This window comes from Falsihalocynthiibacter sp. SS001 (assembly GCF_042445055.1).
GTDB lineage: Bacteria > Pseudomonadota > Alphaproteobacteria > Rhodobacterales > Rhodobacteraceae > Falsihalocynthiibacter.
Genome location: NZ_CP170339.1, coordinates 1,802,855 through 1,829,316 on the forward strand (window position 1 = coordinate 1,802,855; position 26,462 = coordinate 1,829,316).

27 protein-coding genes are annotated in these 26,462 nt (G+C 53.6%); 9 read left to right on the forward strand and 18 right to left on the reverse strand.

What is annotated here, in order from left to right; all coding sequences use genetic code 11:
- Positions 1-37 precede the first annotated feature (37 nt).
- A complete protein-coding gene (locus ACFE33_RS08680; protein WP_380052377.1) occupies positions 38-151 on the reverse strand; it encodes an entericidin EcnA/B family protein in 114 nt (37 codons plus the stop codon).
- Positions 148-1,968, reverse strand: a complete 1,821-nt coding sequence (locus ACFE33_RS08685) for an extracellular solute-binding protein (RefSeq protein WP_380052379.1) — start codon at positions 1,966-1,968, stop codon at positions 148-150. Before ACFE33_RS08685 ends, ACFE33_RS08680 begins: the two co-directional genes overlap by 4 nt.
- A gap of 298 nt (positions 1,969-2,266) precedes the next feature.
- On the opposite strand from ACFE33_RS08685, the gene ACFE33_RS08690 reads away from it, so the two are divergent.
- Positions 2,267-3,040 carry a 3-hydroxybutyrate dehydrogenase gene (locus tag ACFE33_RS08690; RefSeq protein ID WP_380052381.1) on the forward strand — a complete coding sequence of 258 codons (774 nt, stop codon included), beginning with the start codon at positions 2,267-2,269 and terminating at the stop codon, positions 3,038-3,040.
- 1 nt (position 3,041) lies between these two features.
- Here ACFE33_RS08690 and ACFE33_RS08695 read toward each other — a convergent pair whose 3' ends face one another.
- The 3 genes from ACFE33_RS08695 to ACFE33_RS08705 form a co-directional block, all read right to left on the reverse strand.
- On the reverse strand, positions 3,042-3,815 hold the full coding sequence (locus tag ACFE33_RS08695) for a DUF502 domain-containing protein (RefSeq protein ID WP_380052383.1): 774 nt from the start codon (positions 3,813-3,815) through the stop codon (positions 3,042-3,044).
- A gap of 102 nt (positions 3,816-3,917) precedes the next feature.
- Complete coding sequence (locus ACFE33_RS08700; protein WP_380052385.1) at positions 3,918-4,829, reverse strand: pseudouridine-5'-phosphate glycosidase; 912 nt, start codon at positions 4,827-4,829, stop codon at positions 3,918-3,920.
- Complete coding sequence (locus ACFE33_RS08705) at positions 4,826-5,728, reverse strand: PfkB family carbohydrate kinase (protein ID WP_380052387.1); 903 nt, start codon at positions 5,726-5,728, stop codon at positions 4,826-4,828. The genes ACFE33_RS08700 and ACFE33_RS08705 overlap by 4 nt, the downstream gene beginning before the upstream one ends.
- 104 nt (positions 5,729-5,832) lie before the next feature.
- On the opposite strand from ACFE33_RS08705, the gene ACFE33_RS08710 reads away from it, so the two are divergent.
- The 3 genes from ACFE33_RS08710 (at position 5,833) to tsf (ending at position 8,401) form a co-directional block, all read left to right on the forward strand.
- Positions 5,833-6,501: a TIGR02453 family protein gene (locus ACFE33_RS08710; protein WP_380052389.1), complete on the forward strand. Its 669-nt coding sequence runs from the start codon at positions 5,833-5,835 to the stop codon at positions 6,499-6,501.
- A 166-nt stretch (positions 6,502-6,667) separates the two neighbouring features.
- Entirely contained in the window at positions 6,668-7,426 is a 759-nt protein-coding gene (gene rpsB / locus ACFE33_RS08715; RefSeq protein WP_380052391.1) for a 30S ribosomal protein S2, read from the forward strand.
- 99 nt (positions 7,427-7,525) lie between these two features.
- Positions 7,526-8,401: a translation elongation factor Ts gene (tsf, locus tag ACFE33_RS08720; RefSeq protein ID WP_380052393.1), complete on the forward strand. Its 876-nt coding sequence runs from the start codon at positions 7,526-7,528 to the stop codon at positions 8,399-8,401.
- A 370-nt stretch (positions 8,402-8,771) separates the two neighbouring features.
- Here tsf and ACFE33_RS08725 read toward each other — a convergent pair whose 3' ends face one another.
- Positions 8,772-9,521 (reverse strand): LuxR family transcriptional regulator, encoded by a 750-nt coding sequence (locus ACFE33_RS08725; protein WP_380052395.1) that lies wholly within the window; start codon positions 9,519-9,521, stop codon positions 8,772-8,774.
- A gap of 502 nt (positions 9,522-10,023) precedes the next feature.
- Here ACFE33_RS08725 and ACFE33_RS08730 point away from each other — a divergent pair.
- Positions 10,024-10,716 (forward strand): CheR family methyltransferase, encoded by a 693-nt coding sequence (locus ACFE33_RS08730; protein ID WP_380052397.1) that lies wholly within the window; start codon positions 10,024-10,026, stop codon positions 10,714-10,716.
- 3 nt (positions 10,717-10,719) lie between these two features.
- A complete protein-coding gene (locus ACFE33_RS08735; RefSeq protein ID WP_380052399.1) occupies positions 10,720-11,808 on the forward strand; it encodes a chemotaxis response regulator protein-glutamate methylesterase in 1,089 nt (362 codons plus the stop codon).
- On the opposite strand, the gene phoB is transcribed toward ACFE33_RS08735, so the two are convergent.
- The 7 genes from phoB to ACFE33_RS08770 all read right to left on the reverse strand — a co-directional run bounded on the left by phoB (position 11,793) and on the right by ACFE33_RS08770 (position 19,086).
- Entirely contained in the window at positions 11,793-12,482 is a 690-nt protein-coding gene (gene phoB, locus ACFE33_RS08740) for a phosphate regulon transcriptional regulator PhoB (RefSeq protein ID WP_380052401.1), read from the reverse strand. The two genes, ACFE33_RS08735 and phoB, sit on opposite strands and share 16 nt — an antisense overlap.
- Before the next feature lie 11 nt (positions 12,483-12,493).
- Complete coding sequence (phoU, locus tag ACFE33_RS08745; RefSeq protein ID WP_380052403.1) at positions 12,494-13,201, reverse strand: phosphate signaling complex protein PhoU; 708 nt, start codon at positions 13,199-13,201, stop codon at positions 12,494-12,496.
- Between the two features lie 9 nt (positions 13,202-13,210).
- On the reverse strand, positions 13,211-14,008 hold the full coding sequence (gene pstB, locus ACFE33_RS08750) for a phosphate ABC transporter ATP-binding protein PstB (protein ID WP_380052405.1): 798 nt from the start codon (positions 14,006-14,008) through the stop codon (positions 13,211-13,213).
- A gap of 13 nt (positions 14,009-14,021) precedes the next feature.
- Positions 14,022-15,371: a phosphate ABC transporter permease PstA gene (gene pstA, locus ACFE33_RS08755; RefSeq protein WP_380052407.1), complete on the reverse strand. Its 1,350-nt coding sequence runs from the start codon at positions 15,369-15,371 to the stop codon at positions 14,022-14,024.
- Positions 15,368-16,828, reverse strand: a complete 1,461-nt coding sequence (gene pstC, locus ACFE33_RS08760; protein WP_380052409.1) for a phosphate ABC transporter permease subunit PstC — start codon at positions 16,826-16,828, stop codon at positions 15,368-15,370. Before pstC ends, pstA begins: the two co-directional genes overlap by 4 nt.
- Before the next feature lie 57 nt (positions 16,829-16,885).
- Positions 16,886-17,917: a substrate-binding domain-containing protein gene (locus ACFE33_RS08765; RefSeq protein WP_380052411.1), complete on the reverse strand. Its 1,032-nt coding sequence runs from the start codon at positions 17,915-17,917 to the stop codon at positions 16,886-16,888.
- 128 nt (positions 17,918-18,045) lie between these two features.
- Positions 18,046-19,086 carry an ATP-binding protein gene (locus ACFE33_RS08770; protein ID WP_380052413.1) on the reverse strand — a complete coding sequence of 347 codons (1,041 nt, stop codon included), beginning with the start codon at positions 19,084-19,086 and terminating at the stop codon, positions 18,046-18,048.
- 201 nt (positions 19,087-19,287) lie between these two features.
- On the opposite strand from ACFE33_RS08770, the gene ACFE33_RS08775 reads away from it, so the two are divergent.
- Complete coding sequence (locus tag ACFE33_RS08775; protein WP_380052415.1) at positions 19,288-19,671, forward strand: hypothetical protein; 384 nt, start codon at positions 19,288-19,290, stop codon at positions 19,669-19,671.
- 9 nt (positions 19,672-19,680) lie between these two features.
- Here ACFE33_RS08775 and ACFE33_RS08780 read toward each other — a convergent pair whose 3' ends face one another.
- Genes ACFE33_RS08780 through ACFE33_RS08795 form a run of 4 tightly spaced genes read right to left on the reverse strand, consistent with a single transcriptional unit; the run spans position 19,681 to position 22,961 of the window.
- Positions 19,681-20,862, reverse strand: a complete 1,182-nt coding sequence (locus ACFE33_RS08780) for a trans-sulfuration enzyme family protein (protein WP_380052416.1) — start codon at positions 20,860-20,862, stop codon at positions 19,681-19,683.
- A 43-nt stretch (positions 20,863-20,905) separates the two neighbouring features.
- Positions 20,906-21,427 carry a gamma carbonic anhydrase family protein gene (locus ACFE33_RS08785; RefSeq protein WP_380052418.1) on the reverse strand — a complete coding sequence of 174 codons (522 nt, stop codon included), beginning with the start codon at positions 21,425-21,427 and terminating at the stop codon, positions 20,906-20,908.
- Positions 21,424-22,080 (reverse strand): guanylate kinase, encoded by a 657-nt coding sequence (gene gmk, locus ACFE33_RS08790; RefSeq protein ID WP_380052420.1) that lies wholly within the window; start codon positions 22,078-22,080, stop codon positions 21,424-21,426. The genes ACFE33_RS08785 and gmk overlap by 4 nt, the downstream gene beginning before the upstream one ends.
- Positions 22,081-22,082: 2 nt before the next feature.
- Positions 22,083-22,961: a YicC/YloC family endoribonuclease gene (locus ACFE33_RS08795; protein WP_380052422.1), complete on the reverse strand. Its 879-nt coding sequence runs from the start codon at positions 22,959-22,961 to the stop codon at positions 22,083-22,085.
- A 226-nt stretch (positions 22,962-23,187) separates the two neighbouring features.
- Between ACFE33_RS08795 and ACFE33_RS08800 the strand changes: the two genes are divergently transcribed.
- Positions 23,188-23,808, forward strand: a complete 621-nt coding sequence (locus ACFE33_RS08800; protein ID WP_380052424.1) for a PAS domain-containing protein — start codon at positions 23,188-23,190, stop codon at positions 23,806-23,808.
- Positions 23,809-23,865: 57 nt separating this feature from the next.
- On the opposite strand, the gene ACFE33_RS08805 is transcribed toward ACFE33_RS08800, so the two are convergent.
- Positions 23,866-25,236: a class II 3-deoxy-7-phosphoheptulonate synthase gene (locus tag ACFE33_RS08805; RefSeq protein WP_380052426.1), complete on the reverse strand. Its 1,371-nt coding sequence runs from the start codon at positions 25,234-25,236 to the stop codon at positions 23,866-23,868.
- A gap of 171 nt (positions 25,237-25,407) precedes the next feature.
- On the opposite strand from ACFE33_RS08805, the gene ACFE33_RS08810 reads away from it, so the two are divergent.
- Entirely contained in the window at positions 25,408-26,415 is a 1,008-nt protein-coding gene (locus ACFE33_RS08810; RefSeq protein ID WP_380052428.1) for a GlxA family transcriptional regulator, read from the forward strand.
- Positions 26,416-26,462: the final 47 nt, after the last annotated feature.

A 26,462-nucleotide genomic window follows, 5' to 3' on the forward strand; every position in this document is an offset into this window, starting at 1 on the left:
AGAGCCGCCCGCTGTTCGTATTGCCTGTCTTAGACGCCTACCAGTTGCTGACCGCACGCGCGCCGGACGAGATGTCCTGGCCTACGCCCTCGACCGTTGCACAGGCCGCAAGGGATGCGCAGGTTGCAATGATGAATAGAACGTTTCTCATTTTTCCTCCTCAGACCACCAAACATCTGGGTGATACATAATCCAATCGCCATATATTGGCACGTGCTCCGGATACTTGAGCGCGCTGTCGTGGGCAATACGGGCAATGTTGGAATACGCAAATGGGATCACATAGCGTCCTGAAATCAACACTCGATCAAGTGCGCGAACCGCGGCGACAAAATCATCCTGTGATTTGGCGTTCAGCATCTCGTGGATCATGGCTTCGGCGGCGGGTTCGTTCATACCCATCCAGTTGCGCGATCCGGGTGTTTCGATACCCTCTTTGCCCCAATATAGGAGTTGCTCGTTACCGGGTGAGAGAGAAAGACCGCGTTTATAGTAAGCCATATCAAAGTCATAGACCTGCGTGCGCTCTTTGAATTGCGGCGCGTCGATGCGTGTCAAGGTTGCCTTGATCCCAAGCGGCACGAGGGACTCAACAAAGATATTACCCTTGCGGATGTTCTCTTCGGCGCCCGTCTGGACCAACAGTTCAAACTCAAACGGCTGGCCTTGGGCATTTTGCATTACGTTGTCTTCGATCTCCCATCCCGCTTCTTTGAACAACGCGAGCGCCTTGCGGGTGTTGCCGCGATTGGCGCGGGAACCATCGGAAACAGGGAGTGTGTACCCCTCAAGTGTACCGGGCTTAAGTGAGTCTTTGTATGGCTCTAGCAATTCGGCCACGCGGCCTGTTGCTGGACCTTCTTGCATACCAAGCGGTGAGTTCGAGTAATACGACGTAATGCGGGGCAGGGTGCCGCCGGTAATAGTGTCGTTGATCCCTTCAAAGTTATACAGGTGGATCAAAGCTTCGCGCACACGCCAATCTTCAAAGAGCGGATTGCGGGTGTTCATTACGAAGCCCTCGATACCCGTCGGACGCTGGTGTGCGATTTCGCTTTTGGTAACGCTGCCATTTTTGACCGCTTCAAAGTCGTATTGGGTTTCCCATTTGTTGGCATTTCCTTCGCGGAAACTGGTGAGCAGCCCCGCCTTGAAGGCCTCAAACATCACCGATCCATCCAGATAGAACTCCATGCGGATTTCATCCAGATTCGCCTTACCCTTCATAAAGGGCAAATCCTTTCCCCAGTAATCAGGGTTACGCACAAGGGTTACGAACTTGCCGGGTTCGAATTCGCCAATCTGATAGGGGGCGGTTGTGATCGGGATGATGTCAAAGCCGGACTGGTTGAATTCCTTGCCGTCCCACTGCGCTTTCTTGAGGATCGGGCGCATACCCATAATAAGCGCAAGCTCGCGGTCATCCGTGTTGAACGTCAAGCGGACCTTGCGCTCGCCGGTTTGCTCAATCTTCTCGACCTTGGTCCAAGCGCCGAGATAGCGGGGATGGCCGATGGTGCCCAGCGTTTCATATGACCAGATCACATCCTCGACGGTTACGGGGCTTCCGTCAGCGAATCGAGCCTCTGGGCGCAGGGTGAATTCCACCCAATCACGCTCGGGACTCGTCTCTACCGATTCGGCCAAGAGGCCATAAAGCGTGAATGGCTCGTCCCATGAGCGCCCCATCAGACTCTCATACCCATAAAACCTAAGCATCCACGGAACTTGGGATTTTTGCATGTGGGGGTTGAGCGAAGTGAAGCTTCCACCCTCTCCCAGAACGATCCGGCCACCTTTGGGCGCGTCAGCGTTCGCGTAGGGTAGAGACACAAAATCCTGTGGTAGCGCAGGTTCGCCATACATGGATATGCCGTGCTTGGGTTCGGCATGGGCGAATCCTGCGGACATCACCATGCTCATTGCGCCCAATGTCATCGACGCAATACGGAAAAAATTTGGTTTCATTCTGGCAACAATCCCCTTCGGCCATTGGCTATTTGTACTGAACTCTACGCAGGCTTCTTAAGGTTTTCAAACTTTTAGCTTGGAAGGCGGCAAGGATTTGCGTATAAAGAGGTTACTGCTCGATAGGTTTCTTGCCTGTATGAAACCTGCCTCAATAACTTAACGCCAGCTTCGTGCTGGCGTTTTTTTTGTGCATATTTTCCGGTACCAATAGTCAGTTTGCTCAAACCCCAATTTTTCATAGTGCATTTCGCAGTTGCAGCATCTAGGGTTTTGAAAAAATGCACAAGGAGGCTTCATGCAACTTTCGGGAAAAACAGCGGTTGTCACAGGTTCCAATTCGGGAATCGGTCTGGGGATTGCGGAATCACTCGCCGCAGCTGGGGCGGACATTGTCATCAATTCATTTACAGATCGAGCAGAAGATCATGCCCTTGCGCAGGAATTGGCCGACAAGCATGGCGTGGCTGTGCGTTATATCGCTGCTGATATGTCCACGGGCGAGGATTGCCGCCGCTTGATCGCTGATGCTGGGCGCTGCGATATTCTGGTGAATAACGCGGGAATTCAGCATGTTGAACCGATTGAGGAGTTCCCGACGGACAAATGGGACGCGATCATCGCGATCAATCTAAGCTCGGCCTTTCATACAACCGCCGCGGCACTTCCTATGATGCGGGCCGCTGGTTGGGGGCGGATCATCAACGTTGCCTCGGCCCATGGGCTGCGGGCTTCGCCATATAAGTCAGCTTATGTCGCAGCGAAACATGGGGTGGTCGGGCTCACAAAAACGACCGGCCTTGAGACTGCACGCGAGCCGATCACCTGTAACGCGATTTGCCCCGGTTATGTTTTGACGCCGATCATCGAGGCGCAAATTCCGGATCAAATGGCGACGCATAACATGGACCGCGAAACCGTTCTCAGCGAGATTATGCTTTCACGTCAACCAAGCCGCGAATTCGCCACGACCGATCAGTTGGGCGCAACAGCCGTTTTCCTGTGCTCGGACGCCGCAAGCCAGATGACGGGTACAACGCTTAGCGTCGATGGTGGCTGGACCGCCATGTAATTTACTTCGCCTTGGTGTCGATCAAGGCAGAGGCTTCTTCGGACGTGAGGGGCGGAACCGCTCCGTTCGGATAAACAAGCCCCGCCGAAATCACCAGCTTCGCTGTATCTTCGACCGTCATATCAAGCACGATCACATCGGATTTTGGCAGGAACAGCAGAAACCCTGATGTCGGGTTCGGCGTGGTCGGTAGGAACACAGACATAATGGTGTCATCCGACGGGATGCGAGAGTTTATCTCTCCCTTGGCCTTGGTCGAGATGAACCCGATGGCCCAGATACCCCTGCGGGGGTATTCAATAAGGCAGGCCTGATCGAAGGTCGTGTCCGTTTGAGCGAAAACGGTTTCTGCTATCTGTTTCAATCCGTTATAGATCGACCTTACGATAGGCATACGGTAAACGATGCCTTCGCCCCACTTCAAAAGGGTACGTCCAATGAGGCCTTTCGTCATCCAACCCACGAGGATCGTAAAGATCAGGAAGATGATAACGCCAAATCCGGGGAACTTGATGGTTTCGACTGTCGGGTAACCGGGAAGGTCCTCGGTTCCACGCCAGTTGACATAGTTTCCGAGGTTGAAGTCCGGCACCCAACTATCTGGAATAAAAGGCAAAACCCATCCGTCAATCCATCCGATAACCGTCCAGATCAACCAGCACGTCACCGCAATCGGTGCAATCACCACGATGCCCGTCAGGAAGTTCGCCCGCAATCCGGCAAACGCCCCGCGTTTGCGCTGCTTGTTCGTGGGATCGTTATCGGGTTCTTCCATGCTGCTATGTCCTTAGAGTCACCAAGTTTTATCGATTAGTTACGGTCCCGACGGCCAATGTCACGGGGGAAACATAGATATGGGTAAAGAAAGTTGCTTTGCCTAGCTTTTCGACATCTCAACAGCGATTTGTGCCGCAAGTTGTGCGTTGTTGAGCACAAGCGCAATATTGGCGGTAAGCGAACGCCCTTCGGTCAGTTCGAAAATACGCCCCAAAAGGAACGGTGTGACGTCCTTGGCATGGATGCCTTTGCTCTCGGCTTCTTGGAGGGCTTGTTTGATGACGGGCGCCAGAACTTCGGCGGCGATCTCGGATTCAGCAGGGATTGGATTGGCCACAAGCTGCCCACCGGGAATGCCCATCGCAGTGCGCATTTTTTGAGCCGCAGCAATCTCGCTGGCTGTATCAAGGCGCAGCGGTGCAGAGAGATGCGATGCGCGCGACCAGAAAGCGGGCAGGGTGTCTTGGCCGACTGCGATCACAGGAACACCAAGCGTTTCAAGGACTTCGTAGGTTTTCTCAAGGTCAAGGATCGCCTTGGCACCTGCGGCAACGACAGTTACAGGAGTTTCGGAAAGTTCACGTAGGTCCGCGGAGATATCGAATGTGGTTTCGGCGCCCTTATGAACACCGCCAATGCCGCCCGTCGCAAAAACAGAGATACCAGCCAGATGCGCTGCGATCATTGTGGCCGCGACCGTGGTTGCGCCATATCCGCCAGCGGCCAGAACCACGGCGATATCGGCACGCGAAACTTTGGCGACATTCTCGGCCTGCGCGAGTTCAAAGAGCTGCTCGTTCGTTAGCCCAACATGAAGCTTGCCGCCCATCAGTGCGATGGTGGCCGGAGTTGCGCCGTTTTCGCGCACACAGGCTTCAACGCTTTGGGCTGTTTCAACATTCTGTGGGTATGGCATGCCGTGAGTGATGATTGTGCTCTCTAGCGCAACAATAGGACCACCAGCGGCGCGGGCTTCGGCAACTTCGGGGGAAAGAACGATAGGGAGGGTCATTTGGCTGTGTCTCCTGAAACATAAATTGCGGCAGCGTGCAGCGCTCCCTTTAGGGCTTCTTCGCGGGAGGCGCCACGAGATTCGCGCACCATATGGGCCGCCATGAACGTATCGCCCGCACCAGTCACCCGAGTGACGAGAACTTCGGGCGGGCAGCTTGTGACCAGTCCGTCTGCATTGCCGTCACACGCGGGCTTGCCACCATCCGTCACCAAAACCCGCTTGGCGCCGCGTTCAAGAAGGCCCTTCGCGGCTTCTTGGGAGGTGTCAAATGTGCGTTGGCACAAAAGGCCCGCTTCTTCGAGGTTCACATAAAGCGTCGCGCGGGTGTGGTTCAGGAAGGGCTGAAGGCGCTCGGCCTTACCCGGACTAGCAGGGGCAACGCGCAGATCTGCCTTAACGAAAAGGTCGCTCGTCGCGATATCCTCAAGCAACGCGCGCGTGAGGTTCCCGTCCAGCGCAATGGCGCCCTCATAAGGAGCATCGGTGCTTCCCAGACGGCCATCCGCAAGTGGGCGCAGGATTTTGTCGCCTGCGGCCTCAAGGGAATGCGCGTCGGCGATGGCCGCGATCAATCCGTTTGCACCCTCAATCGCCATATATCTATCTGTCGGCAAATCTGCGGAGCGATAGACATAGTCCGTGTTGATACCTAACTGGCGGGCCTCGGCCATGAGTTCAGCGCCTTGCATGTCCTCGCCAATGGCGGTCAGGATCGCGGGCGTCTGGCCAAAGCGCGTCAGCGTCATTGCAATATTCATCGCCACACCACCAGGAAGGCGCGTAATCCGCCCTGGAACATCTGATCCCACGCGCATATGCGCAGTTGCGCGGCCGATCACATCCCAAAGGACGGATCCGATTGCCAATATTTCGGGTTTTTGCGGTAACTGGTTCATAGCGCTTTGTCGCTTGATGCGAAAAATTGTGCAAGCCCTGACGCGCTTGGAGCTTGGCGTGACGCAGGATATAAGAGGTTCGATGACCTTTGGCGGAGGCTGGCATGTTTGACGGGTTTGATCCGAAACTGTTCGAATTCCTGCATGGATTGGAGGCAAACAACTCCAAAACGTGGTTCGACGCGCACCGCTCGGATTATGAGTGGTTCTATAAAAACGCAGCAGAGGAGCTTGTGGCCGATATCTCTCAAGAGTTGTCAGCGCTTGGCTTAAAGGCGATGCCCAAGGTCAACGGATCGCTGAGGCGCATTAACCGCGACGTGCGGTTTTCCAAGGATAAGTCACCATATCACGCGCATATGCATCTGGTTTTCTGGTCCGGCGATCACCCGAACCGATCCGCTGGTATGCACTTTGTTATCAAGGCAGCGGGGATCGGATATGGGGCGGGGCACTATGGTATGAATGCGGATATACTTACCCGCTATCGCGCGGTGGTCTGTGATGAGAGTAAACGTGCCGCGCTCCAAGAAGCGCTCGCGGCTGCGAAAGCCGTTGGCTCCGAGCTTGAGCCGCCCGCTCTTGCCCGCGTTCCGAAAGGCTTTGAAGCCAACCCAGACTGGGAGGATCTGCTCAAGCATAAATCCATCGTTGCGCGCACAATGACCGATCAGCCGCATCCTGCATGGCTGACCAATCAAAACGCAAAAGACGGCATTTTGGACCTGACAAAGGCGCATTTACCGCTTATTGCGTGGCTTCGCGCGATTTGACGCTGTTTTAGGCCGTTTGGGGCTTGCTCCTTGTGGACAGGTGGGTTAAATGCGCGGCACTTCACAGGCGAAACTTGGGCCTTGCGGGGAGAAATCCCGTAACGTCCGCCGGTTGGGCTCACGCCCTCAATGGTTTCGCTCAGGATAAACCGGAAAGGATATAAGCATGGCGCTTCCTGAATTTACTATGCGGCAGCTACTTGAAGCTGGCGTTCACTTTGGCCACCAAACACCACGTTGGAACCCACGTATGGGTCCATACATCTATGGTGCACGTAATGGCATTCATATTCTCGACCTGACACAAACTGTTCCTATGCTGGATCAAGCACTCAACGTAGTGCGTGAAACAACAGCAAAAGGCGGCCGCGTTCTTTTCGTTGGCACAAAGCGTCAGGCTCAAAAGCCAATCGCTGAAGCAGCTGAGAAATCCGCTCAGTACTACATGAACCACCGTTGGCTCGGCGGCACATTGACCAACTGGAAAACAGTTTCTGCGTCGATCTCCCGCCTGAAGTCCTACGACGAGAAGCTCGAAAACGGCGGCGAAGGCCTCACCAAGAAAGAGCGCCTCGGCATGGAGCGTCAACAAGAGAAACTCCAAGCAAGCCTTGGCGGGATCCGCGAAATGGGCGGCGTTCCTGATCTTCTCTTCGTTATCGACGTAAACAAAGAACAACTTGCAATCTCCGAAGCTAACAAGCTTGGTATTCCTGTTGTTGCCGTTGTTGATACGAACTGCTCGCCAGATGGCGTTGACTATGTGATCCCAGGCAATGATGACGCGGCACGCGCGATTGCTCTTTATACTGACCTTGTTGCTCGTGCAGCGCTGGACGGTATGACAGCACAAATGGGCGCAGCAGGCGTTGACTTGGGCGAAATGGAAGAAGCTCTTGTCGAAGAAGTTCCAGCAGAGGCATAAGCCCGACGGATTTCTGACTGACTGTCATTGAACTGACATCGAACGCGCCATATTTCTGGCGCGTTCCACAGGACCACATATATTATTAGGAGAGCCAAGATGGCGATCACTGCTGCAATGGTAAAAGAGCTGCGCGACTCCACAGGCGCAGGCATGATGGACGCGAAGAAAGCGCTCACAGAAACTTCTGGCGATCTGGAAGCTGCTGTTGACTGGCTTCGCACCAAAGGTTTGGCAAAAGCTGCGAAAAAATCCGGCCGTACGGCTGCTGAAGGCCTCGTAGCTGTTTCGGTTTCCGGCAATAAAGGTGTTGCTGTTGAAGTTAATTCCGAAACTGACTTCGTTGCTAAAAACGCTGAGTTCCAAAAAATGGTTGGCGACATCGCACAAGTTGCGTTGACAGTTTCCGACGTTGACGCGCTGAACGCTGCTGACCTCGGCGGCAAAACAGTTGCTGACGTTGTAAAAGACAAAGTTGCGACAATCGGCGAAAACATGAACGTTCGTCGCATGGTTTCGATCGAAGGCGACTCTGTTGTTTCCTACGTACACAACGCAGCTGCTGACGGCATGGGCAACATCGGTGTTCTCGTTGCACTCAAAGGTGGCGACGAAGCATTCGGCAAGCAAGTTGCGATGCACGTTGCTGCGGTTAACCCTGCATCCTTGAGCGAAGCTGATCTCGACGCTGACTATGTAGCGCGCGAAAAAGCGATCCTCGTTGAGCAAGCACGCGAAAGCGGCAAGCCAGAGCAAGTCATCGAAAAGATGATCGAAGGCCGTATGAAGAAGTTCCTCTCCGAGGTAACACTTTTGGGTCAGAGCTTTGTAATCAACCCAGACCTCACAGTTGAAGCTGCTGCTAAAGAAGCTGGCGCAGAAATTCTCGGCTTTGTTCGTCTCGTTGTTGGCGAAGGTATCGAAAAAGCTGAAGAAGACTTCGCAGCCGAAGTTATGAAAACAGCTAAAGGGTAGGGCGCTCGTCCCACTCACTAAATTGAACGCCGGCCTATTTAGTTAGGTCGGCGCTTAATTGTTCCTTGGCCATAATTTGGACATAAAAAAACAGTGCAATCCGGGCAGGACTACACTGTTTTCTTGTCATGTCGAGGCCTAATTGGGGATAAAGCCTCTTCTATGTCGCAGTTACTCCCAACGAAATAAGTTAGAAGGTATGCGGGTCGGTTTCCCGAGAAAACCGACCACTGATCTGTAATTGCAGGGTGGTCGGCTTCTGTTTGCTCCTAGCCAAAAAAGACTTCACTCACGGAACACTACATTTTTCGCCTTTTTAAGGGCAAACATAAAGTAAGGAATTCCATACTATTTGCTGAATTATTGTAGATCAAGCGTCCATAATAAAGATTTGCTTCTGAAAAGAGGCCTTAAGTACTGCCTGTGTGGTTGTTTCGACGCCGAGAGATTCCCGTGCTAGGCGAAGGTGCTTTTCAATAGTTGCAGCTGTGAGTCCCATAATAGTCGCGATATCCTGCGCTGTTTTCCCATCTCCAACCCATTCGAGGACCTGTTTTTGGCGCTTGGTTAAGGGAGTGCGGCTATAGGTATGCGGCATAGCCATCGCCTTGAGATGGAAAATATTGCAGAGCGTATAGATCTCATTGCCGTGCTCATCCCAGATTGCGTCCACATCATCCTGTGACATCCCAGAGCGCGCAGTCAGAAACATCGCGGCTTTCTCGCGCGTTTGATGGCCGTTGAAGCAAATCGTATAGCCGGCGTAAACACCGTGCTTCTTGTTGAACTCGATAACTTCCGCTTCACGTCTACTAAAACCAACCGTGCGCCCAATCTTTGTTGTTTGGCTCCAGCTAATGCTTCCGGTGTTTACGAGAGCCCATTGCGCCAGAGGTGCGCAGGCGTAGTATCCGTTTTGAATATAATGTGACGTGTACTCCTCAGAGTGATTGCTCAGAACCATGATGTCTTCAGGATCGCCAAACAGGCTGGTTTTCCAAACGCGTGTGAAGCCATAAAATACGCGATCGAATCCATAGCTGTTCAACCGTTCAACATGACACTCCCAAAGATCCTCAATCGTCGGTGCATTAATTAGGGTTTGAAGATAGGATATCATCTTATTTGGCACCTGTAGGTTAAGAATGTGTGAACGCGCTGAGAGCTAACACGCCTTTATGAAGAAGTTAATTTGTACTGAAATCAAGTATCACGACCGTTCATAGCAGCATTTTCCTGAAATTGAGGAACTACAAAGCCTTAGCGAAGTATAAAGTTTGTATTTATTTATCATAATACCAATTATGAGCATAAAAGCTGTGCTGTTTAATGGCGCCGCCTATCAATAATCATGGACAATTAACATAAAATTCGCGGGACTTTATACTCTCTCGTTTATCAAATCTTCGCTTCAATAAAGTTTCCTACCGCTCTCGGGATAGCTCACGCCTCGAACTTGTTGCCAAAGGAAACTTAACTTGATGCACATCAGTACGCCAATAGCCGCGTCAACGCTCACGCCACAACTGGCAAAATACTTCACAGAGATCACAGCGCATCTATCTGGCGTACAGATCGATCCTGACAGAATTGACTTTCTAACGCTTAGATTGCGACGCCGAATGCGCGAGATTGGCGTCCATGAATTCGCGTCCTATGCGTCCCTGTTGGACTCTGACAATAACGAAAAAAACGAATTATTAGAATGCCTTGTGACCCATACCACAGGTTTCTTTCGTGAGCCTGCACATTTCGATTGGCTGCGCTCAACTGGACTTGAGATGCTCCAGAGTAAGTCAGATGAGCCGATACGTGTTTGGAGCGCGGCCTGCTCTACTGGTGCGGAGCTTTGGAGTGCGGCGATGGAGATTGCGGCTTTTCAGGCGAACCAAGGCAAGAATTATCAGGCTGAGCTATTCGGTACGGACATCTCGAGAACAATACTCCTGCGCGCGGTAGATGGTGTCTATGAGTTTTCAGAAATAGAAGCGATACCGGATAGTTACCGTGCGAAGTTTATCCAAAAATCCAGCGGCACATTGGATAGATTTCGTATCTGTCCACAAATTCTGAATTCGGCGAAGTTTGAGCAGCTCAACCTAGTTGAGAGTTCCAACTCACTCGGCAAATTCGACTTAATCTTCCTGCGCAACATATTGATTTATTTTGATAAGTATAATCAAGAACGTGCGCTTGAATACGCAGTATCTCATTTGTCGTCGGGAGGAATATTGATGATAGGCCACACTGAGGCGCAGGCATTGAATACCTCAGGGTTGAAGCGCCTCGCTCCCGCGATTTTCATGAAGGAGTAATGAATGTCGATTCCAACTATTCCTCACCGTGTCTTAATCGTCGACGATAGCTCGTTCTACCGGCAGGCGTTGAAAATCATACTTTCAAAGGATCCTCGGCTAGAGGTGGTCGGAAGTGCGTGCGATGCCTTTCAGGCAAAGCGTATGGTCGATGAGCTTGCGCCCGATGTAATCACGCTTGATGTCGAGATGCCAAAGGTGGACGGGCTTGAATTTCTGCGCCGTTTAATGGCGCATCGCCCTACTCCGGTTGTAATGTGTTCCACGATCGCGACGAAAGGATCCGACGTTCTGATGCGCGCGCTGGAAAGTGGTGCCGTTGGCGTCATAGAAAAAGGGCGTGTAGGAAGCGGTCGGCATGCCGCAGATATCCAGATGCAGATTTGCGATACCGTGCGCGGAGCCGCGCTTGCGAAGGTAAAGCCGCTTGTGGCAACCCCTACGATTTTTGGTGAGCCGAGCAGCCGCAAGCCGAGTCAGTTGCGCAGAAACAAGAGCGGTATTTCCGTACTCGGGATCGGTGCATCTACTGGAGGGACTGAAGCGATCAAATCGGTCCTGCTGGGTATGAGCGAGGATTGTCCGCCTGTTGTTATTGTCCAGCATATGCCGAAATCTTTTACCGGACCATTCGCGGAACGCTTGAATAACTATGCTCCAATGGAGGTGCGCGAGGCTCGTGATGGCGATATCTTAACGCCGGGATTGGCGCTTTTGTCGCCAGGATCGCATCATATGGAAGTGGCGCGCGGCCCTACCCTCGCTGGCGAGTATCGCATTTCGTTAAGCGAAGGCCCACTTGTTTCGCGGCATCGCCCTTCGGTGGACGTTCTGTTTCGCTCAATGGCGCGGGTGGTTGGCCGCAAGGGGTGCGGTGTGATTTTGACGGGCATGGGGCAAGACGGTGCAGATGGGTTGCTCGAAATGCGTAAGGCGGGTGCACGAACTTACGGACAGGATCAAGACACCTGTGTTGTCTATGGTATGTCCAAAATGGCCCATAAAGCGGGCGCTGTGCAGCGGGAACTCCCGCTACACGAAATTGCAGAGGTGGTTATGAGCAAGCCGGAAGAGGATCAACCCAACGCATAGCCCGCGCCGCGTACGGTGCGAATAAGATCTGCGGAGTTATCGACGCTCAGGGCCTTGCGCAGACGGCCGATATGGACGTCCACAGTGCGGGTATCGACATAGATATCGCGGCCCCAGACACGATCGAGGAGCTGCTCGCGGCTATACACCCTGCCCGGTTTCTCCATGAATGTCACAAGAAGTCTAAACTCTGTAGGTCCAAGTTTCAGCTCGCGACCATCTCGGAAAACCTTGTGGCTTTCACTATCGAGGACCACGTTTTCAAACTCTAGCTTCTGGCCAACGCTGGCAGGTCTTGTGCGACGGAGATGATTTTTCACCCGCGCCATTAATTCAGCAACGGAGTATGGCTTTACAACATAATCATCCGCACCATTCTCAAGACCCCGAACACGGTCGACTTCTTCGCTGCGTGCGGAGAGCATGATGACAGGCACATCGCGCGTTTCGCTGCGAGATTTCAGGCGACGACAAATCTCGATCCCCGAAACATTGGGCAACATCCAGTCTAACAAAACTAGATCCGGCATTTCTTCGCGCACCAGCAATAGAGCCTCTTCGCCATTCACGGCCTTGGACACGTCGTATCCTTCGGCTTCGAGGTTATAAACAAGGACCTCCCGCTGCGCAGGTTCGTCCTCGACGACCAATATTGACGGTTTATCAGCAGACATTTGCGGCGTCCTTAATCTTCAAATTCATACGAAGGCATCACACCTTTTGCGCGCTCTTCGGTGGGCAATTCACCCGTCACAAGATATATAACTTGTTCCGCAATGGAGGTCGTGTGGTCCCCCATGCGTTCGATGTTTTTCGCGATAAAATGTAGGTGCATACACGCGGTGATGTTGCGCGGGTCTTCCATCATGAACGTCAGGAATTCGCGAAACAATGCATTATACATCTGATCGACTTCCTGATCTCGGCGGCGCACCTCTTCGGCCAGCTCGGCATCGCGCTGAACAAAGGCGTCAAGCGCATCGCGCAGCATGTTTTCAACCTCGCGCCCCATGCGGCGGATGGCTCCGGCGGCGCCGTCGATGTCTGGCATATGGGCAAGGGATGAGGTCCGCTTGCCAAGGTTCTTGGCATAGTCTCCGACACGCTCAAGGTTGCCAGCAAGCTTCATAACGGACAGTACCGTCCGCAAATCACTGGCGGCTGGAGCTCGGAGCGCAATAACGCGCGCGGCTTCTGTATTAACTTGTTCTTCGATGGCGTCGATTGCTTTGTCGTTCTTGCGGACCTGCTCGGCCAGCTCGACATCGCGGTTTTCCAAGGCTCTTGTTGCGTCGGAAATCGCCACCTCGACGAGGCCCCCCATTTTCATGATGAGCGCTTGAATGCCCTCAAGGTCACGGTCGAACGAAGATACAATATGTTGGTCTTGCATGGTTTTCTCCTACCCGATGCGTCCAGTGATATAGGACTCTGTGCGGGGGTCATCGGGGTTGGTAAATATTTGGTTTGTCTCGCCAAATTCAACAAGGTTGCCGAGGTGAAAGAAGGCTGTTTTCTGGCTTACACGGGCGGCTTGCTGCATGGAGTGCGTCACAATCACGACAGAGAAATTCTCGCGTAGCTCGTCAATGAGTTCCTCTACTTGCGCGGTTGCAATCGGGTCGAGGGCGGAGCATGGCTCGTCCATCAACAGAACATCAGGGCTGGTGGCGATGGCCCGCGCAATACACAAACGTTGCTGCTGACCACCCGACAATCCGGTGCCCGGCTGGTTCAGGCGATCCTTTGCCTGATCCCAAAGCGCAGCTTTGCGCAAGCTATTCTCGACGATTTCATCAAGCTCGGTTTTTGAAGCCGCAAGCCCGTGAATCTTGGGCCCATAGGCAACATTGTCATAGATGGATTTCGGGAAGGGATTTGGCTTTTGAAACACCATCCCGACCTTGGCCCGAAGCTGTACGGGATCAACCTTGGCGTCGTAAATATCCTCGTTATCCAAGAGAATTTCACCGCGGACGCGGCAGGAGTCAATTGTGTCGTTCATGCGGTTCAGACACCGAAGAAAAGTGGATTTCCCGCATCCAGATGGTCCAATAAAGGCCGTTACCATTTTCGATGGGATCTCGATATCGACATCCTTGATCGCGTGGGTATCCCCATAATGGACCTGCACGTTCTTGGCAGAAATCTTCGGGATGTCGTGGCCCACGGCTCTCTCCATCAATCGCATATCATTCATTGTAGCGCCCTTTCTACCAGCGGCGTTCGAAGCGGCGGCGCAGCATTACGGCACCAGCGTTTATCACAATAAGCATCAACAGCAGCACGATAATCGCACCTGATGCTCTTTCAAAGAAGGCGGGGTCTGCGCGTTGGGTCCAGTTATAGACCTGAACGGGAAGCGCCGACGCAGGGTCAAACAGACCCTCTGGCGGTGCCCCGGGGTATTCACGCACAAAGGCGACCATGCCGATCAGAAGCAGCGGAGCAGTCTCGCCAAGGGCCTGCGCCAAGCCAATAATCGTACCCGTTAGAATGCCCGGTGCGGCGAGCGGAAGAACATGGTGGAACACCGCTTGCATCTTGCTTGCGCCAACGCCGAGGGCGGCGTCACGGATACTGGGCGGCACGGATTTCAGGCTCGCGCGGGTCGAAATAATGATCGTTGGCAGCGTCATCAACGTAAGGACCAAGCCGCCAACAATTGGTGCCGACTGAGGTAATCCAGCAAAGTTGATAAAGATCGCAAGGCCAAGGATACCGAACACAATTGATGGCACGGCGGCAAGGTTACTGATGTTTACCTCGATCAAATCAGTCCATCGGTTTTGCGGCGCGAACTCCTCTAGGTAAATACTCGCCGTCACGCCGATGGGCAGCGCAAGCAGCAGAACCACGCCCATCATGTAGAGGCTCCCGAGGATCGCAACGCCAAGGCCCGCAGCTTCTGGGCGTTGATCAGATGCGTCAGGTGCTGTGATAAAGCCCCAGTTGAAGCGCGTCACGATTGAGCCTTCGTCCTTGAGCGCATCTGCCGCCACAAGTTGAGCGGGCGTCACGTTGCTATCAAGCTCGGCACTTTCGGCGGAAACGCGACCTTTGAAATAACCGTCGATACGACCATTCGCGAGCACATCAATTGTGATCGTCTGTCCGACCAACGATGGATTGGACAGCACCAAGTTGCGTACCTGCGCCGCAGCTTCCTTGGAGATCATCGCTTCGACTTCCTTCTTGGGAAGGTCTGTGATGTTCAACTCGTCGAGCTTGTTGGTCAGCGCAGTCCGCAAGAGCGGCGCATAGGTAATCGTGGTGGCCTTTTTCATGACCTCGATGTCGCGAACGCCCGATTTGTCAAGCTTGTCCTCAAGCAGTTCTACGTTCAGCGTAATAAAGGTCTGACGGAAGGCGCCAACGCCGTTGTTCAGAATGGAGCTGACCAAAAGAACGAGCGCAAGAACGCCAACCGAAATCGCGGCAAGACCATACATCTTGAAGCGGCGCTCGGCGGCATTGCGTTTTTTGAGGCGGTCGGACTGTACGAACAGTGAGCTTGATTGCGCGCGTCCCTGTCCGGATCCATGTGAAGTGATATCGCTCATTCGTACTGTTCCCGATATTTGCGCACGATATAGAGGGCAATGACATTAAGCCCCAGCGTGATCGTAAAGAGAGAGAGACCCAAGGCGAACGCCACGAGCGTTTCTGGGCTAGCAAAATCGGTGTCGCCTGTTAGCTGGCTCACGATTTTGACGGTGACCGTTGTCATGGCTTCGAATGGGTTTAGCGAAAGGCGTGCTGCGGCCCCTGCCCCCATGACCACGATCATGGTTTCCCCAATCGCGCGACTGGCCGCAAGCAGGACCGCACCAACAATCCCCGGAAGGGCCGCCGGCACCACAACTTGGCGGATCGTTTCCGATTGCGTCGCGCCAAGCCCAAGAGACGCATCGCGCATGGTTTGGGGTACAGCGTTGATAATGTCATCCGACAGCGAACTTACGAAGGGAATGAGCATCACCCCCATCACAAGCCCCGCCGTCATAACCGAGGCGCTGCTTTCACCAAGGCCAAGCGGCTGGGCGAGATAATCACGAAGCATCGGGCCGACGGTCACAAGGGCAAACAAGCCATAAACGATGGTTGGGATGCCCGCGAGAACTTCGATCAGTGGCTTGGCGATGGAACGCGTTTTTGCGCTCGCATATTCAGACATATAGATCGCTGCAAACAGGCCCACAGGTACAGCAAACAGAAGCGCAATAAAGCTGATGTAAAGTGTTCCCCAAAGGAGTGGCAAAATGCCGAGATCACTGTCGCCGCGGAAGTTCGGTGACCAGTTCGTTCCGAAGAAGAACTTCATGAAGGGATATTGGGAGAAGAAGTTGCGTGTCTCAAACAACATCGAAAAGACGATCCCGATGGTCGTGAAAATCGCAATGGATGCCGAGAAAATCAGCAATAGTTTGGTTGCGGACTCAACACGGTTGCGCGCTCGGAAATCCTTGTTTGTCAGCTTAAGCGCATACCCCAAAGCAAAGAGCGCAGCGCCGATGCTTGCGAGCGTCATCCAGAAACGGCTCGTTGCACTGATGGCACGATACTCTTGAGCCGCGTTCAGAATAGCAGGCTCTACGTCCTGCCCGAGCGCAACCCCGTATGATCCAAGCGTTGCCCGAAGCTCTTCGGGGCTTCCTGCGAGGTCTCTTGCTTCATCTTGCGATACAGCGCCCGCGGCAACCGCATCATCAAGCCCATCGGCGATACGGCGCACATCCGAAAGCAGCAGCGTACTAGAAACGCCGGCACCCTCGATCTCGGACTGAAGCGTGCCTTTGATCGTGTTTTCAATGATAAACGGCTGGGCGATAAGCCAGACCGCCAGAACGATGATGCCTGCAAAGAACGAAGCCCCAGCAGCAAAACTGCCGTAGTAGAACGGCAGCGAATGAAGGTTCTTGATGTTACCATCGGCAGAGCTGAGCGCACGTCTTCGCCCGAAGATATAGCCGAAGGCCGAGAGGGCGAGTATTGCGATGAGTATCCAAAAAACTGGCATGATCATTCCGTATTCAAAGGTAGGAGCCGCCCGATCATGGGCGGCCCCTGTGTGGGTTTACATTCCCAATGTGCTCTCGGAAGCAACGGCTTCTTGTGTCGCTTCGAGTTCTGGGTCTGCTACAAGGCCGTACTCGGAAAGTGGGCCGTCTGGACCAGCGATTTCTTCGGATACAAAGAACTCAGTGTATTCTTTGAGGCCGGGGATAACGCCGATGTGTGCTTTTTTCACGTAGAAGTACAATGGGCGGGATACTGGGTACTCGCCTGTCGAGATGCTCTCTGTGGATGGGACAACACCCGACATTGTTGCAACTTGAAGCTTGTCTGTGTTGTTCTCGTAGAATGCGAGGCCAAACACGCCGATGCCGTCCTTGTTGCTTTCGATGCGCGCGAGTGTCTCGGTGTAGTCACCATCGATGTCTACCGAAACGCCGTCTGTGCGAAGTGCCATACAGGCTTTCTCTGCGGCGTCTTCGTCGCCACCGTTTTCAGCAGCAAGCACTTCAAGTGCGCCAGTTGCTTCGCAACCTTCGAGGATCACTTTTTCCTCAAATACTTCGCGTGTTCCGTGCTTGGTGCCTGGAACGAATGCGGCGAGTTTTTGTGCTGGGAAGTCAGGGTTAACGTCAGCCCAAGTTTGGTTCGGGTTATCAACCAACGCACCGTCAACAACGATCTTGTCTGAAAGTGCTAGGAACCAGTCGGATGGTGTGAACTCAAAGCTTTCGCCATTGATGTCGGATGCGAAAACGATACCGTCATAACCGATGCGCACTTCGATGATGTCTGTGACACCTGCGTCGGCACATGCTTGGATTTCGCTGTCTTTGATTTTGCGCGAAGCGTTTGCGACGTCGATTGTTTCTTCGCCCAAGCCTTGGCAGAATTTCTTAAGACCAGCAGAGGAGCCGCCGGATTCAACAACAGGTGTCGGGAAGTCAGTGTTTTCACCAAATGCTTCGGCAACGATCGCCGCATATGGCAAAACAGTCGAGGAACCAGCGACCTGAACTTGGTCACGGGCAGTTGCAGATGTGGCAGCAGCGGCAAGAGCCAATGCAGATACGCTTAGTTTCACAAAAGACATGGGAACTCCTAAATGTCAGTTATGGGCCCATCGGCGGACCCTCGAGGGCCTACCTAAGTGCGGTCGGCTATGCTTTTGTGACAGTTACGTAACGGTTTTATGACAATGGCGAAGTTTACCGAAAAAAATCACGGTAACGGCAGAATAACAGTGAACGTGCTGCCCTGCCCCGTTTTGCTCTCGATCTGAAGGCGTCCGCGATGGCGGTTGATGATGTGCTTTACAATCGCCAGCCCAAGGCCCGTTCCCCCCATCTCGCGGCTTCTGTGACCATCAACGCGATAGAACCGCTCCGTCAGGCGCGGGATATGCAAAGGGTCGATGCCTTCCCCCTGATCGGTAATGCTGACGCGTACGGATGGGCGCGACAAACGAGGATCTCTTGCCATTTTTTCAATTTTAACAACGACATCAGCGTCATGCGCGCCATATTTGATCGCGTTTTCGATCAGGTTACTAAACACTTGCTGAAGTTGATCGGCATCCCCTGAAAGGTAGATCGCGTCCTTTGGAGGTTCGAATATGATGTGGACATTAGCGGTCACGGCCTGTGGGCGCAGCGAGACAATCGCCGTCTCGATAATCGCGATTATGTCCTGACGGGTATCTGGGCGAATACGTTCTTCTGACTCGACCCGCGAAAGCGAAAGCAGATCACGCACGAGTCGATTCATTCGGGCCGCTTCGCGCTCCATGATTCCCAAGAATCGGTCCCGTGCCTGCGAATCGTCTTTGGCGGGGCCACGTAACGTTTCGATGAAACCCGCGAGGGCGGTAAGTGGCGTGCGCAATTCATGCGATACATTCGCCACAAAATCTCGGCGCATCTGGCCCGCGACCTCAAACGGCGTGATGTCCTGAAAACTGAGCAGCATACCTCCGCCATCCTGGATAGCGACGGGGCGGCATACGACCTCGAACACTGTTTCATGGGTCGATGCGCCCTTGATAAAACGGGCGCGACTCTCCGCCTTGGTGTTGATGCAGTTCTCGACACAATCAAGCAGTACAGGTTGACGCAACGCCGTAATATAATGACGCCCCACAAGCCCCTTGCCGAAAATATCCTGTGCCAACGGATTAACAACGGCCACAGTTTGCGCCGCATCAATCAAAACTACGGCATGCGGTATTCCGGCAAGCAGCGCGGCAGATTGTAGATCGGGCATTATGACGTTTCCTTGGTCGGATTGCCGTGACCATGTTTCAACTGAATTCGAAAGTAAATCATTCACGGGCAATAATCCGTTTTTACCATGTCCAAGTTTCCGTTATGGTCGCGCCGAAAGTTCAAACTTTTATGACAACCACATGCAATGCTGCCTGATGGTGCCAAAACGCCATTATCGGGCACGAATAGGACTAAAAACGTGTCGAGTGACGAATCAAAAGATTCGAACCAGGATCCCGAGCCTCGGACGCTCATTGTCGGGAATGTGGACGCATGGATTTCAGCGGGGCGAAGCCTGCCCGATGATCCTTGTCTTCACTATGCCAGCATTGACGATATCTCGCGCGAGATGTTGACGGCGCTTAATCCGGATATCGTCCTGTCACCGCTTCTTGGCGATGGGTTTGACGCGTTGGATTTGGCTGTATTGCTTGAGAACTTCAACTTTCGCGGACGTTTTCGCGCGCTCTGCCCACAGGTGCCGAACCCCACGCTTGTCGCAGCCGAGGTTCAGGCGCTTTGCCCCAGTGTGAATTTTGACCTTTTCGTCGTCGAAGATCCGGACACGCGTCGGTTAAACTAGCCTGCCGCCTTAGGTCGTCGCGGCAATCGCTGTTGTGAACTCTGCCTTGAGCACTTCGATATCCTCAACGCCGACGGAAACACGGAAAAACCCCTCGCTTATGCCAAGAGCGGCGCGCCCTTCCGTGGTTAGTGCACGGTGCGACGAGCTTGCAGGATGCGATAGCGTTGTTCCGATGTCGCCCAGCGTCGGCGCGAATGCGATGTTCGGAGCCGCAAGAGTAAGCGCATTGGCCGCGGCGCGACCGCCCTCAATCTCAAAACTCACCATATGCGAGCCGCGTTCCCCCATCAGAACACCCGCGCGATTATGATCGGGATGATCGCTCCGCGTGGGATAGAGTACCCGCTTTACGGCGGGCAGGCTTGCGAGGTGATCGGCGAGTGCCTTGGCGTTTTCCTCGGCACGGTCATAGCGCAAGTTGAACGAATAAAGTCCACGCTCCGCAAGCCAGCAATCAAAGGGGCTCGGCGTGAAACCGAACGTCACCGAGGTGTCATAGATTTTTTTCTGAAGTTCCGCATTTTCGGCAACGGCATAGCCGAGCGTCACATCAGAGTGCCCTGCAAGGAGCTTGGTTACGGAATGGATTACGATATCTGCGCCATGCTCAAACGGGCGGAAAGCGCGGGGCGTGGTGAAGGTATTGTCCACCACGAGCAACGCGCCAGTCTCTTGCGCCAATTGCGCAAGCCCCGCCATGTCTGCCACCCGAAGCGTGGGGTTTGAGACAACCTCAACTAGGATCATCTTGGTATCGGGTGTCATCGCGGCACGCATGGCGCTGATGTCGGTTGGATCGGCCAGTGTCGCCGAAACGCCAAAGCGCGGCATGTCTTGAGTTAACATCCGCAGGGACCGACCATAGAGCTGATCTCCCGCAACAACGTGATCACCCGCCTGCAATACGCCCATCAAGACAGCAGAGACTGCCGACATGCCGGAACTTGTGATAATGCCGCCCTGTGCGCCTTCCATCTGGTCGATCTTTTGGGCAAGCACGTCGGCATTCGGATGCCCCTCGCGCGCATAGGTATACCCCTTGGCGCGGCCCTCGTATTGGTCATCCAAACGATCCGGGCTGGGCGAAGCATAAACAACCGATGGCTGGAGCGGCGTCACCACCGCGCGCGAAATTGTTTCGGGCCAAGGGGTGCGGCGCACCAGAGACTCGTCGGATGAATCAGACATGAAAATTCCTGTTTATTTCCAGAGAAGGCATTAGGCCGTAACGTTAAATTTCAGTTAACCCGCCCATGAAACGGCGCATATTCTGTTGATAGTGAAGCGCACTGCCGCGCAGTTTTTCAATGGCTTTTTCATCAAGCTCACGCACCACTTTTCCCGGCGCGCCCATGACAAGACTTCCGTCAGGGATTTCTTTCCCTTCAGTGATCAACGCCCCTGCCCCGATCAGACAATTCTTGCCGATCTTGGCGCCGTTCAGGACAGTCGCACCCATGCCGATCAGCGTGTTTTCTCCTAGGGTACAACCATGCAACATCGCTTTGTGCCCCACGGTACACCCCGCCCCGATCACCAGTGGAAAGCCGAGGTCCGTGTGCAGAACACAGTTCTCTTGGATATTACTCCCCGCACCAACGGTGATCAGTTCCATATCCCCACGCAAGGTTGAGCCGAACCAGACAGAGGTGGCGGCCTCAAGAACAACATCTCCGATCACATTGGCATCGGGTGCAATCCAGCAATCTGCGTTTATCCGAGGGATACGCCCCTCTAGTGCATATTCAGTCATTCCCGCTCCTCAAATTCTGCATTCAAATTGCGAACATGGTCCATCAGGCCGGTTTGACGACTGCGGCGAAGGCGCTCTGCCATAACGATGGCGCGGATTTCTTCTTCGGCGCGATCAACATCGGTATTCACCAAAACATAGTCATATTCCGCCCAGTGGCTGATCTCATCCTTGCTGCGCTCCATGCGGCCTTTGATGACCTCTTCGCTGTCTTGCTTGCGGCCATAAAGGCGGCGCTCAAGCTCCGCGATGGAGGGTGGCAGAACGAAGATCGAGACAACATCCTCGGCGCGGATTGAGTTGCGAACCTGTTGGCCGCCTTGCCAGTCGATATCAAACAATACGTCATGCCCAGCCTGAAGCGCCTCAACGACTGGCGCTTTTGGGGAGCCATAGAAGTTGTCGAAAACCTGTGCGTGTTCAAGCATCTCGTTGTTATCAACCATCGCCTGAAAACTCTCGCGGCTATGGAAGTAATATTCGCGGCCATGCTCCTCGCCGTCGCGCGGTGCACGCGTCGTGGCCGAGACAGAGAACTGCATGGTGGGATCCCATTTCATCAAACGTTTTGCGAGGGTCGACTTGCCCGCACCCGAAGGAGAGGACAAAATTATCAAGATACCCCTGCGGGCGTTTGCGGCATTCTCTGTCATGTTTACTCCACGTTTTGAACCTGCTCGCGCATCTGATCTATGACGGCCTTCAGGTCAAGCCCGATCCGTGTCAAAGTCACGGCTTGGGCCTTGGAGCATAGCGTGTTTGCCTCGCGGTTGAACTCCTGAGACAGGAAATCAAGCTTGCGTCCCACGGGCGTATCAGAGTCGAGCAAATCACGTGCAGCAGCAACATGCGCGTGCAAACGGTCAATTTCCTCGGTGACATCCGACTTGACTGCAAGGATCGCGAGCTCTTGGGCAATCCGATGTTCATCAAGCCCTTCGGAATTATCAAGAATTTTAGCTACATTGTCCTTAAAGGTCTGCGCCATTACATCCTTGCGCGCTTCGGCTTCTTTGGCGGCGGCATTGGTGAGTTCTTCGATCTGGTCAAGCTGATCCTCTAGAACCTCGCCAAGAACGGCCCCCTCGTTTGCGCGCATTTTTGCGAATGCTTTGAGCAGGATATCAAGATCGCGCAGAATCGACGCCTTGAGTTGGGTCGTATCCTGTGAGTCGTTGTTGGTTTCCTGTACCCCTTTTTGCGAGATTAGATCGAGCGCCGTGACCCCAGACAAGGTTAAATTATGGTCGCGACTTACGTTCTCAATCGACTTAACCATGAGCACAGTGCGCTTCAGAGCGTCCTTATTTATGGTTAATATCTGCTCGTTGTTCGTACGGTTGATCTTGAGAGAAAGCTGAATGGAACCACGGGAGAATTCACTTGAGACTTTGCTCTTAACTTCTTGATCTAGGCCAATAATCCAGTCCGGAACGCGGGGACGTATGTCCAGCCCTCGGGCGTTCACGCCGCGCATCTCCCATACCCATTCGTATAGGTCATCCCCACCTGAATGGGTAGCAAAGCTCGTCATTGAGTTAACCATATTACCCGAAATCTCCCCAAAACCGTGCGAAAGCACTTATGTTAACACTTGAGTAACAAGTGCGGAGATAAGGTTAACAGAGGCCTCCGCACGGAACAATAACCCAACGCATCCAAGTAGTTAGTTTGATCGGTGGGCTTAACGAGTGAGGGCTACGGCCATGCAGAGTACAACAGAGAACAATATAGTAGATATTAAGGAGTTCAGGCAGGTCATGTCCTATCCCGCTATCAACGCAGTTATCGCCTATTGGGATGGTTTGCGCGCGGGGCGCGCTGTTCCGATGCGCAGCGAAGTTGACCCGCGCGGGATTGAGCCTGCGCTTGAGAACGCGTTTATCCTTGAACGTATCGCGCCCGGAATGGCGCGTATTCGCCTTGCTGGCGCGCATATGTCGGACCTTATGGGAATGGAAGTGCGCGGTATGCCCTTCACCGCGTTCTTTTGTCCGACCGCGCGCAAAGACATGAGCGATATCTTGGAAGCGGTTTTCAACGGTCCAGAAATTGCAGACATAACGCTGGAGTCGGATAAGGGGATCGGTAAGCCGCCACTGTCGGGCAAGATCGTTCTATTGCCACTCAAAAGTGACCTTGGCGATGTTACGCGTATCCTTGGCTGCTTTGTCACCACAGGCGAAATCGGCCGCGGCCCGCGTCGTTTTGAGGTAACTGAGCGAAGACTAACGCAGGTTAGCGGCGGCCCCGCGATCCCGCGCGCAGTCGAGGAAATCACCGAAGATCAGGCGCCTGTTGCCTCTGGATTTCAGGAACCCGCAACGGAGTTCCGGCACAAAGGGCGGCCTAAGCTTCGCCTCTTAACGTTTGATAATTAAACGAAAAAGGCCCCGCACTCTACTCAAGTGCGGGGCCTTTCATAAAATCATGACAGATTAGCTTGCGATCGTTGCTTTCGCAGTTTCTGTACGATTGGCCAGCTCTTCTGCGACGAGGAATGCAAGCTCAAGGGATTGGCTCGCGTTCAAACGTGGATCGCAGGCTGTGTGGTAACGATCAGACAGGCCCTCGTCCGTTACAGCGCGAACACCGCCTGTACATTCGGTTACGTCCTGACCGGTCATCTCAAAATGCACGCCACCTGGAACTGTGCCCGAAGCGTTGTGGATTTCAAAGAATTCCCGCACTTCGCGCAGTACGCTATCGAACGGACGTGTCTTGTAACCTGACTCAGATTTGATCGTATTCCCGTGCATTGGATCGCACGTCCAGAGAACGTTCGCGCCCTCTTCTTGGACAGTTTTGATCAAACGCGGTAGGTGATCGCCAACGCTGCCCGCACCAAAGCGCGCGATCAACGTCAGACGCCCTGCTTCGTTCTCGGGGTTCAGTTTCGCCATCAGAACTTTGAGGTCCTCTGCGGTCGTTGTTGGACCACACTTGAGGCCAATCGGGTTCTGCACACCGCGACAGAACTCAACATGCGCGCCATCGGGCTGACGTGTACGATCGCCAATCCAGATCATGTGACCAGAGCCAGCAATCGGCAGGCCGGATGTGGAATCGATGCGGCAAAGCGCTTCTTCATATTCCAGCAACAGACCTTCGTGCGATGTGTAGAAATCAACCGAAGATAGCGTGTGCGCCGCGTCATCCGTAACACCCGCCGCTTTCATGAAGTCGAGCGTATCAGAGATACGAGCGGCCATATCGCGGTAGCGTGCAGCGTTGTCGGCCTCGGTAAAGCCAAGCGTCCAAGCGTGGACCTGATGCACATCGGCATAGCCGCCTTGGCTGAACGCACGAACCAAGTTCAGTGTCGCGGCGGCCTGTGTGTAGGCTTGCAACATCTTGGACGGGTTCGGAATTCGGGCCTCTGCCGTGAATGGCAACTCGTTAATGATGTCACCACGGTAGCTTGGTAATTCCACACCATTCACTGTTTCGGTTGGCGCTGAGCGCGGCTTGGCGAATTGGCCAGCCATACGACCAACCTTCACCACAGGCACCTTGGCGCCGTAAGTGAGGACCATCGCCATTTGCAACATCACTTTGAATGTGTCGCGAATACCATCCGCCGAAAATTGCTCAAAGCTCTCTGCACAATCGCCGCCCTGCAAAAGGAATGCGTCGCCACGGCTCGCAGCCGCAAGAGATTTCTTGAGAGTCCGAACCTCACCCGCAAAGACGAGCGGCGGATATTTCGCTAGCTGAGCCTCCACGGCCTCCAGCGCGGCCTGATCCGTATACTCGGGCATCTGGATCCGTGGTTTTGCACGCCAACCAGATTTTTGCCAATTTGTCATCGTCTTTGCTCCAAAAAATAAATGTTCGAGTGTTATAGGCCCCGTAGAAGGCAATTGCCAACACTCCAAAGCCCCATAAACGGGATTAATTCGTGTTACCGCCTGACTTTTCTCTCTTGCGCCGTGATTTGAAAGCTGGTTCCGTACCCTATGGGCTTGACTTCCGGAGGAATGAACTTGAGTCGTGATACCGTTGAAATCAAAACAGAAAACGTCAAGCCGCGCCGCTTTGCCTTTGTTTTGTTAGATAATTTTACAATGATGTGCTTCTCGAGTGCCGTAGAAGCGCTGCGAATTGCCAATCGGATGTCGCGATTGCCCCTCTATGAATGGAAACTTCTGAGCGAGGATGGTAATTCCGTCACCAGCTCTGCGCTTGTTGAGTTTAATGTGGATAGTGATCTGGTTGAATTGAACCATGACGACACGATTATGCTCTGTGGTGGGGTCAAGATTCGTGACGCGACAACGCAGAAGCTTCTGAATTGGATTCGCCGCGAAGGACGTCGCGGGGTTACGCTGGGCGGGCTTTGCACCTCTGCGCATGTTTTGGCCAAGGCGGGATTGCTGGATGGAAAACGCGCCGCAATTCATTGGGAAAACCACGACAGTTTCGAAGAAGATTTCCCCAATGTCACGCTCAGCAACTCGGTTTTTGTCATTGACGGCAAGGTGATAACGACCGCCGGCGGCACAAGCTCGATTGACCTCATGCTTAAATTGATCGCCGAAGATCATGGCGAGGAGCTGGCGAGCGCTGTGGCTGATCAGCTTGTTTACACGTCTATTCGGACCGAGCGCGATTCCCCGCGCCTATCGGTGCCCAGTCGGTTTGGCGTGCGTCATCATAAACTATCCGAGGTGATCCAAACGATGGAAAGCAACCTCGAAGATCCCATAAGCCCCGCCACCCTCGCCCAGAATGTTGGGTTAAGTACGCGGCAGCTTGAGCGTCTTTTCCGTCGCTACCTCAATCGCTCGCCAAAACGATTCTATATGGAAATCCGCCTTCAAAAGGCGCGTAACCTATTGATGCAAACGGATATGAGCGTGATTAATGTTGCCTTGGCTTGCGGGTTTTCCTCGGCGAGTCACTTCTCGAAGTGCTATCGCGCACAGTATAGCACCACGCCCTATCGTGAGCGCGGTGTTCAAACCATCCACGCAATCGCGCCATAAATACCAATTACTACGCAGGTCTTACGTAGGGGAAACTCCGCGCGATC

Excerpts from the sequence above, each read along its gene's own strand:
- ACFE33_RS08810 (WP_380052428.1), top strand. The coding sequence starts at position 25,408 with ATGAACTTGAGTCGTGATACCGTTGAAATCAAAACAGAAAACGTCAAG.
- ACFE33_RS08735 (WP_380052399.1), top strand. The coding sequence starts at position 10,720 with ATGTCGATTCCAACTATTCCTCACCGTGTCTTAATCGTCGACGATAGC.
- pstA (WP_380052407.1), bottom strand. The coding sequence starts at position 15,371 with ATGAGCGATATCACTTCACATGGATCCGGACAGGGACGCGCGCAATCA.
- ACFE33_RS08710 (WP_380052389.1), top strand. The coding sequence starts at position 5,833 with ATGTTTGACGGGTTTGATCCGAAACTGTTCGAATTCCTGCATGGATTG.
- ACFE33_RS08795 (WP_380052422.1), bottom strand. The coding sequence starts at position 22,961 with ATGACGAGCTTTGCTACCCATTCAGGTGGGGATGACCTATACGAATGG.
- ACFE33_RS08695 (WP_380052383.1), bottom strand. The coding sequence starts at position 3,815 with ATGGAAGAACCCGATAACGATCCCACGAACAAGCAGCGCAAACGCGGG.
- ACFE33_RS08730 (WP_380052397.1), top strand. The coding sequence starts at position 10,024 with ATGCGCGAGATTGGCGTCCATGAATTCGCGTCCTATGCGTCCCTGTTG.
- ACFE33_RS08700 (WP_380052385.1), bottom strand. The coding sequence starts at position 4,829 with ATGACCCTCCCTATCGTTCTTTCCCCCGAAGTTGCCGAAGCCCGCGCC.
- ACFE33_RS08725 (WP_380052395.1), bottom strand. The coding sequence starts at position 9,521 with ATGATATCCTATCTTCAAACCCTAATTAATGCACCGACGATTGAGGAT.
- tsf (WP_380052393.1), top strand. The coding sequence starts at position 7,526 with ATGGCGATCACTGCTGCAATGGTAAAAGAGCTGCGCGACTCCACAGGC.
- ACFE33_RS08770 (WP_380052413.1), bottom strand. The coding sequence starts at position 19,086 with ATGCCCGATCTACAATCTGCCGCGCTGCTTGCCGGAATACCGCATGCC.
- ACFE33_RS08690 (WP_380052381.1), top strand. The coding sequence starts at position 2,267 with ATGCAACTTTCGGGAAAAACAGCGGTTGTCACAGGTTCCAATTCGGGA.
- gmk (WP_380052420.1), bottom strand. The coding sequence starts at position 22,080 with ATGACAGAGAATGCCGCAAACGCCCGCAGGGGTATCTTGATAATTTTG.
- ACFE33_RS08685 (WP_380052379.1), bottom strand. The coding sequence starts at position 1,968 with ATGAAACCAAATTTTTTCCGTATTGCGTCGATGACATTGGGCGCAATG.
- ACFE33_RS08805 (WP_380052426.1), bottom strand. The coding sequence starts at position 25,236 with ATGACAAATTGGCAAAAATCTGGTTGGCGTGCAAAACCACGGATCCAG.
- ACFE33_RS08780 (WP_380052416.1), bottom strand. The coding sequence starts at position 20,862 with ATGTCTGATTCATCCGACGAGTCTCTGGTGCGCCGCACCCCTTGGCCC.
- pstC (WP_380052409.1), bottom strand. The coding sequence starts at position 16,828 with ATGCCAGTTTTTTGGATACTCATCGCAATACTCGCCCTCTCGGCCTTC.
- ACFE33_RS08800 (WP_380052424.1), top strand. The coding sequence starts at position 23,188 with ATGTCCTATCCCGCTATCAACGCAGTTATCGCCTATTGGGATGGTTTG.
- ACFE33_RS08765 (WP_380052411.1), bottom strand. The coding sequence starts at position 17,917 with ATGTCTTTTGTGAAACTAAGCGTATCTGCATTGGCTCTTGCCGCTGCT.
- phoU (WP_380052403.1), bottom strand. The coding sequence starts at position 13,201 with ATGCAAGACCAACATATTGTATCTTCGTTCGACCGTGACCTTGAGGGC.
- ACFE33_RS08785 (WP_380052418.1), bottom strand. The coding sequence starts at position 21,427 with ATGACTGAATATGCACTAGAGGGGCGTATCCCTCGGATAAACGCAGAT.
- ACFE33_RS08680 (WP_380052377.1), bottom strand. The coding sequence starts at position 151 with ATGAGAAACGTTCTATTCATCATTGCAACCTGCGCATCCCTTGCGGCC.
- ACFE33_RS08705 (WP_380052387.1), bottom strand. The coding sequence starts at position 5,728 with ATGAACCAGTTACCGCAAAAACCCGAAATATTGGCAATCGGATCCGTC.
- pstB (WP_380052405.1), bottom strand. The coding sequence starts at position 14,008 with ATGAATGATATGCGATTGATGGAGAGAGCCGTGGGCCACGACATCCCG.
- rpsB (WP_380052391.1), top strand. The coding sequence starts at position 6,668 with ATGGCGCTTCCTGAATTTACTATGCGGCAGCTACTTGAAGCTGGCGTT.
- phoB (WP_380052401.1), bottom strand. The coding sequence starts at position 12,482 with ATGTCTGCTGATAAACCGTCAATATTGGTCGTCGAGGACGAACCTGCG.